Origin of the sequence: Nostoc sp. FACHB-152 (assembly GCF_014697475.1) — a bacterium.
Lineage (GTDB): Bacteria > Cyanobacteriota > Cyanobacteriia > Cyanobacteriales > Nostocaceae > Nostoc_B.
Map to the genome: position 1 here is coordinate 277,045 of NZ_JACJRV010000001.1, position 15,601 is coordinate 292,645.

Below are 15,601 nucleotides of genomic sequence, written 5' to 3' on the forward strand. Positions count from 1 at the left end.
AGATTGCATTTAACTAGGCAAACGAGATGCTGGGAAACACGCTTGTTGGAAGATACCAAATTATCAGCCACTTGGGAGGAGGAGGATTTGGGGAAACCTTTGTCGCTTATGATACCCAATTGCCTGGAACGCCGCAATGTGTGGTGAAGCAACTCAAACCCCAATCAAGCGATACAGCAACTTTAGAAATAGCTAGGCGTTTATTTGAGACAGAAGCTCAAGTACTTTATAAATTAGGCACTCACGATCGCATTCCCCAACTATTAGCGTATTTTGAAGAGAATGCCGAATTTTATCTTGTGCAAGAATATATTCCAGGTCATGACTTGAGTAAAGAGTTAGCTTTAGGAGAAACATTGAGTGAACAATTGGTTATTTCTCTGTTACAAGAAATCTTGGAAATTTTAGAATTTGTTCACCAACAAAATGTGATTCACCGCGATGTTAATCCGCGAAATTTGCTCAGGCGTGGCTCAGATAACAAGTTAATCTTAATAGATTTTGGTGCTGTAAAACAAATCACTACTCAAGTGATTACTCCTGAAGGGCAAACTAAATCTACTGTTGCTATTGGTACTCCTGGATATATCCCCGGAGAACAAGCTCATGGTACACCAAAATTTAGCAGTGATATCTATGCTGTCGGCATAATTGGTATTCAAGCTTTAACTGGTATATCACCTGAGCAATTAGAAAAAGATACTGAAACTAATGAAATTATTTGGGAAAATCAAGCTCAAATATCGCCAGAATTTGTCAGATTTTTAAATAAAATGGTGTGTTATGATTTTCGGCAACGCTACCCTTCAGCAACAGCAGCATTGCAAGCACTCAAAGATTTAAATAAACCTAATGCTCAAACTATAGCTTTAAATACAAATTTATTAGCTAAGAATATTAAAGCTAGCAAACCTAAAAAAGATTTAATTGTAAAGTTATTATTAGCAGTGTTTTTAACAGGAATGGCTGGAGCCACATCTTTATTTGTTATCAATAATATTAATGCAAATAATGCCATAGAATTATCTAAAAAAGGAAATACCTTTTTTGAATTGCAACGCTATCAAGATGCGTTAGCCAGTTATAAACAAGCAGTTGAACTTAGACCAGATTATGCTCAAGGATGGAATGGTCAAGGTAATACGTTATTTAAATTAAAGCAATATCCCGCAGCATTAGCAGCATATGACAAAGCGATTCAAATTCAGCCAGATTACGTAGAAGCTTGGAGCGGTAGAGGTTTTATCTTACAAAAATTGCAACGATATCCAGAAGCGATCGCAGCTTTTGATAAAGCTTTACAACTACAAGATGATTATCCAGAAGTGTGGAATGCTAAAGGGGAAGTTTACACCCAATTAAAGCAGTATGATAATGCAATTAAAGCGTATGAACAAGCGATAGAATTAAAGTCAGATTATGTTGAAGCTTGGTATAGTAAAGGCTTGGCATGGCAAAATTTAAAAAATTATGATCAGGCGATCGCAGCTTACGATAAAGCTCTAGAAATTAAATCTGACTATTATCAAGCATGGTATCATCGTGGCAATGCTTTAGTAAATTTGAACCGCTATGAAGATGCTTTTACAGCTTATGATAAAGCAGTACAATATCAACCAAATTATTATCCAGCTTGGTTATCTAGAGGTAATGTTCTGATTACATTACGACGCTATCCTGAGGCAATAGAATCATTTAATCAAGTTATTAAAAATGATAACAGTAACTATCAAGCATGGTATAATGTTGGTTGGTCATATCATCAAACACAACAATACGATAAAGCAATTACTGCTTATAATAAAGCCGCAACTATTAAACGCAACGACTATCAACTGTGGTATAGCTTAGGTAATTCTCAATATAATTTACAGAAATACGAAGACGCGATCGCTTCCTATAATAGGGCAGTACGTTATCAGCCAGAGCATTACGAAAGTTGGTATAGCAGAGGCAATGCTTTATTAAATTTAAAGCGATATCAAGAGGCGATCGCATCTTATAATCAAGCTCTTAAATATAAATCAGATTATCAACAAGCCATAGATGGCCGTAACCAAGCCGAGAGTCAACTACAGGCTGACAAACCAAAACCAATAATTGTACCCATCATTCCCAGCCCTGATAATAATAGAGGTCAACGCTGAAACCTGAAAGTAGATTTAAAATAAACAAACTACCCTCCTCATACAGATTTGCGTTCAAAAATACTAGTTGAGGAAGGCAGGGGGGCAGGGGAGCGGAGGTGCAGAGGAGATACAAATATTAAATATGATTGCAACTTGGTATCAGCCAGAAATATTTTTCATCTGGAAACAGACTGGAGACTTTCATGACCACAGCAGCAACAGCAACACCCACAAAAGAATCACCTCTGTTGTTCGAGGGGTTAACTTGGAGAGAATTCAAAGCAGTTGAACAGTTGCTAGACCGCCCTGGATATCGGCTGTCTTTCTTAGATGGAGTTTTGGAGATCAGAAGAATGCCAGGAGAACCCCACGAAACAGTTAAGAAGAGAATTGCTGCATTGGTGGAACTGTATTTGCTTGTGGCAGGATTCGATTTTACTCCAACAGGTTCCATGACCTTGGAAAGTGAAGCAGGTGCTGTCAAGCGAGAAGCGGATGAATCTTATAAACTTGCACCTGGTCGAGTGCGTCCTGATTTGGCAATAGAGGTGGTGTTTACCAGTGGCGGAATTAACAAATTAGAGGCATACAAGCGGCTGTTAATTCCTGAAGTGTGGTTTTGGGAAGATGGTGTGTTAGAAGTTTATGATCTGCGTTCCAAAGATGACGGACTTTACTATGAAAAACTTTCCCATAGTGAAGAGGTCAAAGGAATCGACCTGGATTTATTGTTACGTTGCATTAATATGGTGAATCATGTCGAAGCAATTAAGACTTTTCAACAGGCACTTCATAAATAATATGAGTTGAAAAGATTACAATTAAATTAATTCACTGAATCTTTCGAGTACACTTAAAACCTGCTGAAGTTCATTTAATTTTTCTATGGATAAAGCATCAGAACGTGCATATTTTGGGTTTTGTGCCTGAACTAGTTTGATAAAAACAAACTCTCTACCGTTGACAAGCAACCCAAAAGTTGGTTTTTCAACATTGGGAGTATCGAGCATATATGCAAGTGCTTGAGGTAGTGCAGATATTACATCAAATTTAGTACTTTTAGATTCAATAACCTGTATCCAAAGTTTTTTATTTACAACTAAAATATCAATACTACCTTTAACAATAACTCTTTCATCTACAGCAGAAATTTCAGTGGAAGTTTCTGTTTCTATCTCGAAAGTAGGTTGATAAAAGCCAGCTAAATCAAGCAGTGGAGACAGTACTACCATCTTCACTACCTCTTCTGACATGAAACGGCGTTTGGTTAAATTTAAATAATTACTTTTTACTCGTTCTAAAGATGATTTTTCAATATCTGATATTAATGGTAAATTCTCTATCCACTCAGGAAAAAAATCAGTATTACTAACTAACTCTAGCCCAAATCTTTCTTCAAGTTCGTAAAGAATTATACGTTACCTCCCATACTACCGAATATTTACTTCTTGCAGGTGAGTTTCAAAATGGGAATTCACCAATTTATTTGAGTTTTGTTGAGGATAAACCAAGCTAAAAGCTAAATTTTGACTTTGAGTTTGGATACGTTGCTTTTGAGTATATTCTTGCAGTTTATTTTGAGCTTGAGCATACACAGTAGTATCTTTAGGGATTTTGCGTAAATAGCGCACAGCACTATCAAAGTCACCAAAAGCTGCTTTTTTATAAGCATTTTGTAAAAAGTAAGCTGCTCTAATCTGACGTTTTTGATTGTATTCAGCTAATTTTTTTTGCACTACAGCACCAGCCGAACTTTCTTCGGGAATTTGGCGCAGATAATCTAATGCGGTCGAGAAATCTCTAGCTTCGGCTTTTTCGTAAGCTTTTGCTAATAAACTTTGTGTTTGGTTTTCGATATTAACTCGTGCTTGCTGAACTAGTTTATCTGTTTTAGTTTGCCAATATAAAATGTCTGGAACTTGATTAGCAGCCTTCATCACATCTGACCATCTACTTTCATTGAAAGCTGTTTCTGCTAATAAATATTGTTCCGCAGCTTGTTGCCATTGTTGTTGCCATTCTTGAATAGTGGCTTGAACGTCTGGGTAAACATTGCTGTAGGAAGGAATTGATTTAGCGAGCGCGATCGCACCTTGCAAATCCCCGGCTTGATAATTTTCGGTGGCTCTATATAAAGTTTCGGTTTCTGAATATGCTGGCGAATTGCTCAGTAAAGAATAAACACCAAATCCCATTAATAAAGAATTAGCCGCTAGTCCTATTTTCATAGTTGTTAATAGCGGTGATAATTTTTCCGCAGTCTGATTTGGCGACGCAGTATTACTTGCACGTTCTGCTGCTAATGGCTCATTGTATTGTGTTGGCAAAATTTCCAGTGGCATTTCGCCTTTCATTTGTTTAATGATCCGCAACACTTCAGCAGCAGACTGAAAGCGTTCTTGAAAATCATAACGGATCATCCGGCTGAGTATAGCAGCTAAATAATCATTAACTGGTGTGTCTGGAGAAAGCCACAGAATCTCATTAGTATAAGGATCAACTTTAAATTGTAGTGGTTCTAAACCTGTCAACGCCTGAATAGCAATCATCCCCAAAGCGTAAATATCACTATTGGGTCGTGTTTGACCAATAAATTGCTCTGGTGGGATGTAACCCAAAGAAGTCACAGGAATCCAATCGATAGGAAATTCTGCATCTATGCCAATATTGGCTGACTGGATAGAACCAAAATCAATTAAAACTAGCTTGCCATCAGATTTACGTCTAATCAAGTTTTCAGGTTTGATATCACAATGAATCACACCTTGAGAATGCACAAAGTTTAAAATCTCTAAGACATCCTCTAAAAATTCCACAACTTCGCTTTCAGTCCACAGACAGCCCCATTGTTGATAAATTGGCAGTTCTGCTGTTAAATCATGTCCTTCGACAAACTCTTGTACCAGATAGAGCCGCTCATGTTCTTCAAAACAGGCGATAAGTTTGGGGATTTGTGAATGGCTACCCAGAAGTTTAAGAGTTTCCGTTTCTGTAAGAAAATATAACCTTAATGTGTCTAAATAGCTGGTTTGAAAATTGCTAGTTTTTAGCTGTTTGATAACACATTTAGGATTTTCTGGGTAGTCTATATCTATAGCAGTATATGTCTGCCCAAATACCCCTGCACCCAGATTGTCAACGATTTGGTACCGTGACTGTAGTACTTTACCGATCATGTAGTGGCTCATAAGCTGGTTACTTAGTAAGTCCTTATATATGATTTCGGACATCACTTCATTGTTTCCGGATGTCTTGAAAATAAATTACTACAGCATTTATCGCCGTAATCCTAGCTTGTTAAGTTTTAAGTATTTTTACTAAATAAGATAAATCTTTTTTAACACTTACAGACATTAGCACCTTAACAGCAATTTTGTTTCAGGGATTTTGATTATACCTTTGAACAGGGTGTAGGGTGTGGGGTGTGAGGATGGCGTTGGAAGAGGATTCTGACCACTTCCAACGCAAGCGTCTTGAAGAAGACGGGGCTTCTGACCCAAGGGTGGTTGGGGCTATATATCCCCTACACCCTAAACCCCACACCCTACACCTGCCCCAACGGGGCTTGGTGATGCAAGCGATAGCAAATACTTTTGTTAAATTGAACTCGCTCGAATGATTCATTGAGGTTGAGTGTTGTTTCACCACTACCAAGAAATAAATAGCCATCGGGTCTTAATTGTTGTTGAGCTTTTTTGAGTAAGGCTTTCTTAGTAGGAATATCAAAATAAATTAAAACATTGCGGAGAAAGATAATATCAAGATTGGGTAGAGATGACCAAGAATGGACAAGATTTATCTGATGAAAATCAATCATTTGGCGGATTTCATTTTTAATTTGCCATTCACGTTCTTGCTGTTGAAAGTATTTTTCTCGAAAATTTTTAGGTAGCCCGCGCTTGATTTCTAGCTGGTTATAATGGCCTTTTTTAGCACGGGCTAATACTTTACTAGAAAAGTCGCTAGCTATTATCTGTATAGACCAATTATTCAGTATGGGATAATATTCTCGAATGAGCATGGCGATGCTATAGGGTTCCTGTCCATGAGAGCAGGCAGCACACCAAATATTAAGCGATCGCTCTATTCTCCGTTTTTTGATCAACTCTGGCAATACAAATTGTCTCAGGGCTTCAAAAGGGTAAGTATCCCGAAAAAAAGATGTTTCATTCGTCACCATTGCTTCAATCGCTTGAATATGCAGGTCACTCAATGGTTGATGTCGCAGATAAGCTATTAGCTCGGTAATTGAGTTAAATCCTGCCGCTTCGGCAATTGGCTGTAAATATAGCTCTGCCAAATAAGTTTTATGGCCATCCAAGACCACGGCTGAATGCTGTTGAACTAATGCTCGCAAATAGTCAAAATCAATACTACTGATACAGGTAGTCTGTTTCATCACAGACCTAACCTTTTGCCAGGATGGAGGCGTTGCATGATTTCACCTGCCATTTGCTTCAAGGGAACAGTCTGATCTGCTAACCCAGCATTGACGACAAAACTAGGCATTCCCCACACAACACTACTAGCTTGGTCTTGCGCTAATACCTGTCCACCTGCTTCACGGATACATCGACAACCATGCAAACCATCTTGACCCATACCCGTGAGAATAACAGCGATCGCAGCAGCACCGTATACCTGAGCAACTGAACGCAAAAGCACATCAACTGAAGGGCGGCAGGAATTTTCCGGGGGAGCTTGATGAAGCGCCAACTGCACTGCATTTGCATTACGCTGGACAATCATATGAAAATCTCCTGGGGCAATCCAGGCTTGTCCAGGTTTTAATACAACTCCAGGAACCGCCTCCTCTACAGGAATTTGACACTTAGAAGATAATCTTTCGGCTAGTAGCTTGGTAAACATTGGTGGCATATGTTGCACAATCAGGATGGGAACTGAAAAATCTGCTGGTATTTCACTCAACAGTATCGCAAGGGCGTTTGGGCCTCCCGTAGACACCCCAATGGCAACCACATCCACTGGTTCTATTTTGGTGCGGGTGGACAGAACGACTGAATAAACTGCACTTGAGGGAGAAAATGCCGTAATTCCTGCACCGAATAGCTTGATTTTAGGAATTAATTCCTCGCGGATATGTTGGTTGGCGGCCTCCACGCTCCCTAGATTACTGGGTTTAGTGGCATAATCTGAAGCACCTAAAGAGAGAGCTTCGAGGGTGGCACTTGCGCCAGCCCATGTGGATGTACTAAACATGATGACTGGCAAGTGTGGATAAATTGGCCGCAGGGCTGCCAAGGTTTCTAAACCGTTCATTTCTGGCATCTCCACATCCAGAATCACGACATCGGGATTAACTTGAGGTATTTTAGCTAAGGCAATGCGACCATTAGCCGCAACCCCTACGACCTCTAGCTGCGGATCGCTGGCTAAAATTTTACTGACGCGACTGCGAACCACCACCGCGTCATCCACAACTAGCACCCGAATTTTTGGCATGGTGTAAATTTTAAGAATAATTTAATGTCTCGCGCGAAGGCGCAAAGGCGCAGAGAGTTAACAGAGTAATCAATTCCCTACTCCCTACTCCCTTCAATACTTAAACTGCGTGACGACTTTCTGCAAATCGACAGCCATCCGGGCTAACTCAGCAGCTGCCTCTGAGCTATTACTAGCACCAATAGTGGTAGTTTGAGCATTAACAGCTACAATCCCGATACTTTTGGCAATATCTGTGGTTCCTTGGGCGGCTTCGGCTATATTGCGAGCGATTTCATTTGTGGTTGCTGTTTGTTCTTCGACTGCACTGGCTATGGTGCTTTGCAGGTCGTTAATTTGGTTAATAATGTCAGTTATCTGCGTGATTGCTGCCATCGCACCTTTAGTATCGGTCTGAATTGCTTCAATTCGTTGACTGATGTCTTCGGTAGCATTGGCTGTTTGTTTGGCTAATTCTTTAACTTCATTGGCAACGACGGCAAATCCTCTGCCTGCATCTCCGGCTCTGGCTGCTTCGATTGTGGCATTGAGTGCTAGTAAGTTTGTTTGTTGGGCAATTGAGGTAATGACTTTAATCACTTTGCCAATTTCAATGCTGCTTTGACCGAGTTTATCTATTGTCGCATTGGTGCGATCGGCTGTTTTCACTGCTTCATTGGCAACTTTTGCACCTTCGGCGACAGTTTTGGCAATTTCGCGGATGCTGGCATCCATTTCTTCTACAGCAGTCACGACTGTCATTGTATTTTGATTGACTTGTTCTGCGGAAGCTGAGGCTGAAGTTGCTTGTTCTGCTGTTTGTTTAGCGTTTTCGGTCATTTCTTTACTAACTGCGGTTAGTTCTTCGGAAGAAGATGCAACGGCTGTTGCTACATCTGCCATTTGTCTAATAGAAGACTGCAAGCGGCTAATCATCTGATTGGTATTATCGGTAAGCTGCTTAAATTCTCCAGCATTATCTGCATCGATTTGTTGGGATAAATCTCCTTGAGAAACTACTAAGGTGACTTCTCTAATACTCTTAATCTGCTCGGAGATATTTGCAGACATCTGGTTCAAGTTAGCCAGTAATTCTCGCCAAGAACCTTTAGCTTGTTTAACAACGGCTTGAGAACCAAATTTTCCCTCTGTACCAATCTCAGATGCTATACGTGCAACTTCGTGGCTGACATTTTGGTTCAAACTCACTAATTCATTAAAAACTGTGGCAATTTCGCCTAAGCCATCGTTTTCAACTGCTAACCGGACTGTAAAATCCCCATTTCTAGCTGCTTTCAGTGCGGCTAATAAAGGTTGTAGTTGTATGTCTGTGATATTTTGATTGGTTTGTGTTGCTTCTGCACCATTGTCTGCGGGAGATTTAGAGTTGGCTGTTCTCCCAGCCCGGTTTGTAGCCATTGCCAATAGCTCCTAAATTACTTGAAGGTTGAGAATTTTTTCAATATCGATAACTAGCAGAAACCCTTCTGTTAGTGGGTAGGCTCCAGCTAGTATCTGACGCATTCTACCTTTTAAAGTTGCGGGTGGGGGTTGAAAGGTATTTTCTGAAAATTCCAAGACATCTGCAACATCATCAACAAGTAGACTCACTACTTCATTGTCAGAATATACAACGATATTAAACCCCTGCGGTTCTTCTAGCTGAATGTGCGATCGCCTTTTTGACTCACCCATATCTAATCGCTGTTGCAAGTCGATGACAGTAATAATTTGTCCCCGCAAGTTAATTAATCCACAAATATCTGGGGGTGCTAACGGTATACGAGTCATCGGTTGGGGACGAATCACTTCTTGAACGTGCTGTACGTCGATGCCAAAATAAATTCCATTTAGCGAAAAAGTGCAAAGTTGTTCAACCACGCTGGCTCACTTGCAATAAATAAGGGTTGGCAATCTTAATCACAGCATCAACATCCAAAATTTCTGTGATTTTTCCTCCAATTACAGCATTAAATAAAACCCCTGGTCTACTGGGGATACCTTTAATTGTCAATGATTCCTCCACAATATCAAGAATGCGTTCAACTACTAACCCAACATTCAGTTCGGCGTTAGGAGAGACAACAATTAATTGCAGCATATCGGTTTGATAGGCTGGTTCATCGCTGATAAATATGCGCTTTAAGTCAATTAAGGGAACAATTTTGTCAAAAATTCGCACAACATCTTGATTGCCGACTTTCTCTATCGCTGTACAGGTAATTCTTTCTAACCGTAAGGCGATCGCAATTGGAATTCCCATCAGTGCGCCTTGCGGCCCCTGAAATAGTAAAATCATTTGGCGATCGCTATCTTCTTGGGTGATGTTTGCACCTGACATACTTGACAATAACTGTTGTTTTTCATTCAATTGCGCTAGTCTTGCCAAACTTACCACATCCATAATTAATGCGACTTTGCCATCTCCCATAATTGTGGCTCCCGCAAATAAAGACAGCGATTTCAACTGCTTTCCTAAAGGTTTGACAACGATTTCTTCGATGTCTTCAATTGTGTCTACAACTAGCCCAAATTGATAGTTATCAGCTTGGATAATTACTAAGTTGAGGGCGTTGGGAGTGTCAGCAGATATGTGCATATTTGGCTGACTTTTCACGGTATCAGAAAAACCTCTCTCCAAACCTCTCTCCTTTGAGGAGAGAGGCTTTGACTTCTCCCCATTCCCTACAAGGGAATGGGGCTGGGGGGTTAGGTTTGGCGTTAGCTTCGCCCCATCTGGTGTATCTGAAGGCTGCAATATTTGATTGAGGTAAAGCAAGGGGATGAGTTGCTCCCGTAGCCTGTATACGGGTACGTCGTAATATACTTCAATATTCTTGAGTGCTTGTTCTGGTTCTAAGCGCACTAGTTCTTGCAGGCTGGCTTGGGGGATAGCATAGCGATCGCCCCCACTAGTGACAATTAATGCTGGAATAATTGTTAATGTTAGCGGAATTTTAAGTTTAAATGTTGTGCCTTTTCCTGGCTGGTTGTCAATTTCAATATTGCCGTTAATTTTGTCAATATTACTTTTGACTATAGCCATTCCAACTCCGCGTCCTGAAAGGTTTGTCACTTGTTCTGTCGTGGAAAAGCCAGGTAAAAAAATTAAATTAATTGCTTCTGTATCGCTCATTATTTCTGCTTGTCCAGGGCTGATTAAACCTAGTTGCTGCGCCCGCCTTTTTAATTGTGTTGGAGATAAACCTTGCCCATCGTCGCCAATTTCAATATTGACTTTGCCGTTTTCATGAAAAGCCTTCAGAAATATCTTTCCTGTGGTTGATTTTCCCCTGGCGGTGCGCTCTGTAGGTAATTCAATGCCATGATCTATACAGTTGCGGACTAGATGAGTTAAGGGATCTTTAATGCCTTCAATAATACTTTTATCTAGTTCTATATCTGCACCTTGCATTTCAACTTGAACTTGTTTACCATTTGCGATCGCTAAATCTCGAATTACACGTGGGAATTTTTGCCAAATAGTACTAATTGGTTGCAGCCGAGTTTTCATAATCCCTTCTTGCAATCCTGTTGTAATCAAGCTCAGGCGTTGGCAACTAGCAGCAAAGGTTGTATCTTTAAACTTATCTGACCATCCGATAACTTGGTTACGCACTAAAACTAGTTCACCCACCAAATTCATCACCTGATCTAGCAGGCTCACATTCACTCTAATATAAGCTGATTCAGATGTCGTGAGCGAAACTTCTGCAAGTTCACTTGGCTGTTGTACTGGTGATGGATATATTTCAACTATCTGTGGTGTTTCTTGCAATTGTGTTAAAGCTTGGATGAGTGGGTAATAATCGTCCTCGCCCTCATGCTTTGTAGTTTTAATCTGAAATAAAACCTGACGGATAGTGTCTACTGTTTGCAGTAAGGTACTAATGATTTGCGGTGTAAGTTTGAAGTTGCCATCAATTGCACCGCCTATTTTATCCCGCAGATAGGAAAGCAAACTCTCCCCAGCATGAGCTAACGATTCTAACTTGGGAAAGGGTAAAAAACCGCAGTTTCCTTTCAATGTATGAAGTGAGCGATAAATTTGATCTAGTGCTGCTTGATTATTAGATGTTTTTTCTAGCTCAATAATACTTTTTTCAATTTGATCTAGACTCTCATAGCTTTCAACTAGGAATGCTTCTATATCTTCGTCGTCAATTGCTGCTAACTCCATTGTATTGATAAATAATTAAGTAATATCTTTTATTTTCATCCTAATATCTTTTATTCTCAACAAATATATTTCTTTAGAAAGATGTTATTTGTCAATACTGCTGAAATGATAATGTTTATCCTTAATGACAAAGTGAGAGACATGAAATGTCCTCGTTGCCATTCCCATGAGACTTTTAAAAACGGTCTTCGTAAACACAGACAATGCTACAAGTGCAAACACTGCGGTCGTCAGTTCCTCGAATCTTACCAGCCTTGGCGCTACTCAGATGATGTCAAGCAACTGTGCCTGAAAATGCATCTTAATGGCATGAGTCTGCGAGAAATTGAGCGAGTCACAGAGATACACCACACAACTATTTTGCATTGGTTACGTAAACCCAAGCCAAAATTAGATGATCTTTCCCAAGGTTAACAAAGTTTAACAAAAGCAGGATTGCAATAACATTATAATTTCAGCACTGCTGAATTGCTATAGCTGACAAAGTTTGTTGCCAACTTATGAGTTTTGTTTTACTTAAGTAGGAGGAAAATTACCAATATAAAATGAATAAATATACCCTAGTCAATGAAAATGGTAAAGCTGATGAGCTTGGTTTTAATTATTGATGATGCAGCTTTCTCCCGGAGAATGATCCGTAAGTTTTTGCAAGTAGATGGTTATGAAATCATCGAAGCCACTAATGGGCGTGAGGGATTAGAAATGGTTCAAAAACATCAGCCTAACTGTGTGTTAGCAGATTTATTAATGCCAGATATGAATGGGTTTGAATTTCTCAAAGCTTTACAAGATAATGGGTTAAAAATACCTACAATTATTATATCAGCAGATATTCAAGAAGGCGCACGTAATCAAAGTTATAATTTAGGAGCAGTTAACTTTATTAATAAACCGCCAAAAGAGCAAGAATTGCGGCAAGTAGTTCAGCAAGTTATAAATACAAAGGAATAAAGCTTCAATGAATGTGACAGCAGATCAACTAGATGCCTTACAAGAATTAATTAATATTGGGGTTGGTCGTGCAGCCAGTCTACTCAATGAAATGGTAGATTCTCATATTCATTTACAAATTCCTGTGGTTAAGGTATTGACTGCTGCTGAAGCTTATGAAGAATTAAACGCTCGATTTCATAATGATAGTTTAGCATCTGTAAAATTAAGTTTTTCTGGTGATTTTTATGGGACTGCTGGCTTAGTTTTCCCTACAGAAAGTGCATCAACATTGGTATCGATTCTAACTGGCGAAGAAGCCGGTTCAGATGATCTGGATGCAGTTAAAATTGGTACACTCAGCGAAATTGGTAACATTGTAATCAATGGTGTAATGGGTTCAATTAGTAATGTGTTAAAGCAGCATATGCAGTACACATTACCAGTATATTTAGAAGACACTATTGATAATTTATTGTTGCCGACTCAGGTGAGCAACTCTAAAATTTTACTAGCACAAGCACGTTTTAATATTGAACAATTAGAACTGATGGGTGACATTGTTTTAATATTTGAAGTAGGAACATTCGATGCGTTAATCAATGCTATTAACGAAGAAATGGCAGTATTATGGGAAAGTTCTAGTTAATTTATAGGCAAAATAGTGTGAAAAGATGAACAGAGTTGAGCAAGCCCAGGAAAAATATAGCCTGTTAGACCAAATTCCTTTGGGAGCTTTTGTTTTACATCATGATCGCACTGTTTTATTTTGGAATTGCTGTTTAGAAGAATGGACAAAAATTCTAAAAAACAAAATTTTAGGAACCTCGATTTACGAATATTTTCCGCATCTAAATCAACCACGCTACGCTAGTCGTTTAGAACAAATATTTGAGGGTGGGCCGCCAACAATCTTTTCTTCTCAATTGCACAAATATGTGATTCCTGTACCGCTACCGCAAGATAAATACCGTATTCAGCATACCACAGTAACGGCTGTACCAGCGTTAGATGGAAATGGATTTTACGCGCTGTTTTCAATTCAAGATGTGACTGATTTAACATTCCGAGTTCAAGAATACAAGAATTTACGCGATCGCGCCTTGGCAGTAGCAGAAGAACGCCAAAAAGCCAAAGACGCAGCAGAAACAGCCAACCGGATTAAAGATGAATTTCTCGCTATAGTTTCTCATGAACTGCGATCGCCACTGAATCCTATTTTAGGTTGGACAAAATTATTGCGAAAACGCACCTTAAGTGAAGCCGTTAGTATTCAAGCCTTAGAAACTATTGAACGCAATGCAGAACTCCAAGTGCAATTAATTGATGACTTGTTAGATATATCACGCATCCTGCGGGGTAAATTATCACTTAATTTAGAAAGCGTGAATTTGGCTGATACTATTGAAGCTGCCTTAGAAACAGTAAGATTAGCAGCCCAAGCCAAGTCAATTCAAATTAACCTGAATCTAGATCACAAAATTGGAGAGGTAAAAGGTGATAGTGGTCGTTTGCAACAAGTTATTTGGAATCTATTAACTAACGCAGTCAAATTTACCCCATCTGGTGGTCAAGTTGCAGTCTACTTAAAACAGATTGATTCTCAAGTACAAATTCAAGTCCAAGATACAGGTAAGGGTATTAGTCCTGAGTTTTTACCTCATGTATTTGAGTCTTTCCGTCAAGCAGATAGTAGCATCACTCGGAGATCTGGTGGACTGGGACTGGGTTTAGCAATTGTCCGTCAGCTAGTCGAATTACATGGTGGTAGAGTTTGGGCAGAAAGCTTAGGAGAAGGACAAGGCGCGACATTTACAGTCTGTTTACCAGCACAACCACATCAAGATTTAACTAACAAAGACACAAAGCCTTATGACAATTCCTATCTATCCTCAATAGTTGTGGCTCCCCTGGAAGGCCTACAATTATTAGTTGTAGATGATGATGTTGATACACGCGACTTTTTAGCCTTTTTTTTAGAACAGCAGGGCGCAATTGTCACAACAGCATCCTCAGCCCATGAAGCCCTCGCAGCTATAGCCCAGTCCCAGCCAGATTTGCTATTGAGTGATTTAGGAATGCCAGATGTTGATGGCTACGCATTGATCCGCAAAGTGCGATCGCTTTCAGCTGATCAAGGTGGACTAATTCCGGCGATCGCCCTCACTGCATACGCCGCAGAAACAACACAACAACAAGTCTTCGCTGCTGGTTTTCAACTGCATATTGCCAAACCAGTTGATCCTACAAAATTAGTAGCTGCAATTGCCGGACTTGTTCAAAGCTAATTTTTTACGATTCCTCATAACTAAGACTTTCTATCATGTCCGGCTCATCAGTTGTAGTTCAATACATTTGTGCAGAAACGACAAAACTATCTCCCCTGCTCCCAAAGCACCCCTGTCCCCCCTGCGGCCTCAATGATAAGTCTTTAACCGGACACGATATTACCTCCTTCTTGCCAAAGCTGCATAGTATCGTTGCGTAAGCCCTGCTGATGTAAATATAGAGACTTTTGGGTTTACTCAGGCTATAACGGTGATAAGTTTGCACTGGCTGTTTGGTTGATAAGTCAATCTCATGTTGAAATTATGCGCTTTATGGATGAAGAGTTTGAAATTTTATCCAATTGTTGGTTCAAAGAAAGAACACTGGCTTGGTTTAACCACTACCATCATCTGACTCAAGATTACGAACGTCTTCCTGAAACGAAATATGAGTTAATTCGTCTATTCATCCAAAGATTTACTTTATAAATGAAATTTAATACTATGGTTTATATTTATAGAAACTCCAGATTTGTCAATTTTGTCAGGGTTTGCGCTCCATTAAGTTAGTTGATAGCTTTGATTATTTCTTTACAGATCATGTGATCCAACTTTATGGACAGCATCGTGAAATACACGTAGATAGCCGAAAT

Annotated in this window: 13 protein-coding genes and 1 pseudogene; 7 read left to right on the top strand and 7 right to left on the bottom strand. The window is 39.6% G+C overall.

Annotation, left to right across the window (positions count from 1 at the left end; translation table 11 throughout):
• The first annotated feature begins 26 nt into the window (after positions 1-26).
• Complete coding sequence (locus H6G76_RS01105) at positions 27-2,147, top strand: serine/threonine-protein kinase (protein WP_190694389.1); 2,121 nt, start codon at positions 27-29, stop codon at positions 2,145-2,147.
• A gap of 185 nt (positions 2,148-2,332) precedes the next feature.
• On the top strand, positions 2,333-2,929 hold the full coding sequence (locus H6G76_RS01110; RefSeq protein ID WP_190694391.1) for a Uma2 family endonuclease: 597 nt from the start codon (positions 2,333-2,335) through the stop codon (positions 2,927-2,929).
• Positions 2,930-2,950: 21 nt separating this feature from the next.
• On the opposite strand, the gene H6G76_RS01115 is transcribed toward H6G76_RS01110, so the two are convergent.
• From H6G76_RS01115 to H6G76_RS01145, 7 genes are all read right to left on the bottom strand, one after another.
• A complete protein-coding gene (locus H6G76_RS01115; RefSeq protein ID WP_190694805.1) occupies positions 2,951-3,544 on the bottom strand; it encodes a type I restriction endonuclease subunit R in 594 nt (197 codons plus the stop codon).
• Positions 3,545-3,559: 15 nt separating this feature from the next.
• Positions 3,560-5,317, bottom strand: coding sequence for a serine/threonine-protein kinase (locus H6G76_RS01120; protein ID WP_242056280.1), 1,758 nt, complete (start codon positions 5,315-5,317; stop codon positions 3,560-3,562).
• Positions 5,318-5,673: 356 nt separating this feature from the next.
• A complete protein-coding gene (locus tag H6G76_RS01125) occupies positions 5,674-6,528 on the bottom strand; it encodes a protein-glutamate O-methyltransferase CheR (protein ID WP_190694393.1) in 855 nt (284 codons plus the stop codon).
• Entirely contained in the window at positions 6,528-7,592 is a 1,065-nt protein-coding gene (locus H6G76_RS01130; RefSeq protein ID WP_190694396.1) for a chemotaxis response regulator protein-glutamate methylesterase, read from the bottom strand. The genes H6G76_RS01125 and H6G76_RS01130 overlap by 1 nt, the downstream gene beginning before the upstream one ends.
• A gap of 93 nt (positions 7,593-7,685) precedes the next feature.
• Positions 7,686-8,990, bottom strand: a complete 1,305-nt coding sequence (locus H6G76_RS01135; RefSeq protein ID WP_190694397.1) for a methyl-accepting chemotaxis protein — start codon at positions 8,988-8,990, stop codon at positions 7,686-7,688.
• Between the two features lie 12 nt (positions 8,991-9,002).
• Positions 9,003-9,452 carry a chemotaxis protein CheW gene (locus H6G76_RS01140; RefSeq protein ID WP_190694399.1) on the bottom strand — a complete coding sequence of 150 codons (450 nt, stop codon included), beginning with the start codon at positions 9,450-9,452 and terminating at the stop codon, positions 9,003-9,005.
• Complete coding sequence (locus H6G76_RS01145) at positions 9,445-11,751, bottom strand: chemotaxis protein CheA (RefSeq protein WP_190694401.1); 2,307 nt, start codon at positions 11,749-11,751, stop codon at positions 9,445-9,447. Before H6G76_RS01145 ends, H6G76_RS01140 begins: the two co-directional genes overlap by 8 nt.
• A 141-nt stretch (positions 11,752-11,892) precedes the next feature.
• Here H6G76_RS01145 and H6G76_RS01150 point away from each other — a divergent pair, with 141 nt between their 5' ends.
• The 5 genes and pseudogenes from H6G76_RS01150 to H6G76_RS01170 form a co-directional block, all read left to right on the top strand.
• Positions 11,893-12,165, top strand: a complete 273-nt coding sequence (locus H6G76_RS01150; protein WP_190694403.1) for an IS1 family transposase — start codon at positions 11,893-11,895, stop codon at positions 12,163-12,165.
• Positions 12,166-12,336: 171 nt separating this feature from the next.
• The gene (locus H6G76_RS01155) at positions 12,337-12,702 is read left to right on the top strand and encodes a response regulator (protein WP_190694405.1); all 366 of its coding nucleotides are present in this window, start codon (positions 12,337-12,339) and stop codon (positions 12,700-12,702) included.
• A gap of 7 nt (positions 12,703-12,709) precedes the next feature.
• Positions 12,710-13,330, top strand: coding sequence for a chemotaxis protein CheC (locus H6G76_RS01160; protein WP_190694407.1), 621 nt, complete (start codon positions 12,710-12,712; stop codon positions 13,328-13,330).
• Positions 13,331-13,355: 25 nt separating this feature from the next.
• Complete coding sequence (locus tag H6G76_RS01165; RefSeq protein ID WP_190694409.1) at positions 13,356-14,969, top strand: ATP-binding protein; 1,614 nt, start codon at positions 13,356-13,358, stop codon at positions 14,967-14,969.
• Positions 14,970-15,209: 240 nt separating this feature from the next.
• A pseudogene (locus tag H6G76_RS01170) lies at positions 15,210-15,437 on the top strand (transposase); the annotation flags it as partial.
• Positions 15,438-15,601 lie beyond the last annotated feature (164 nt).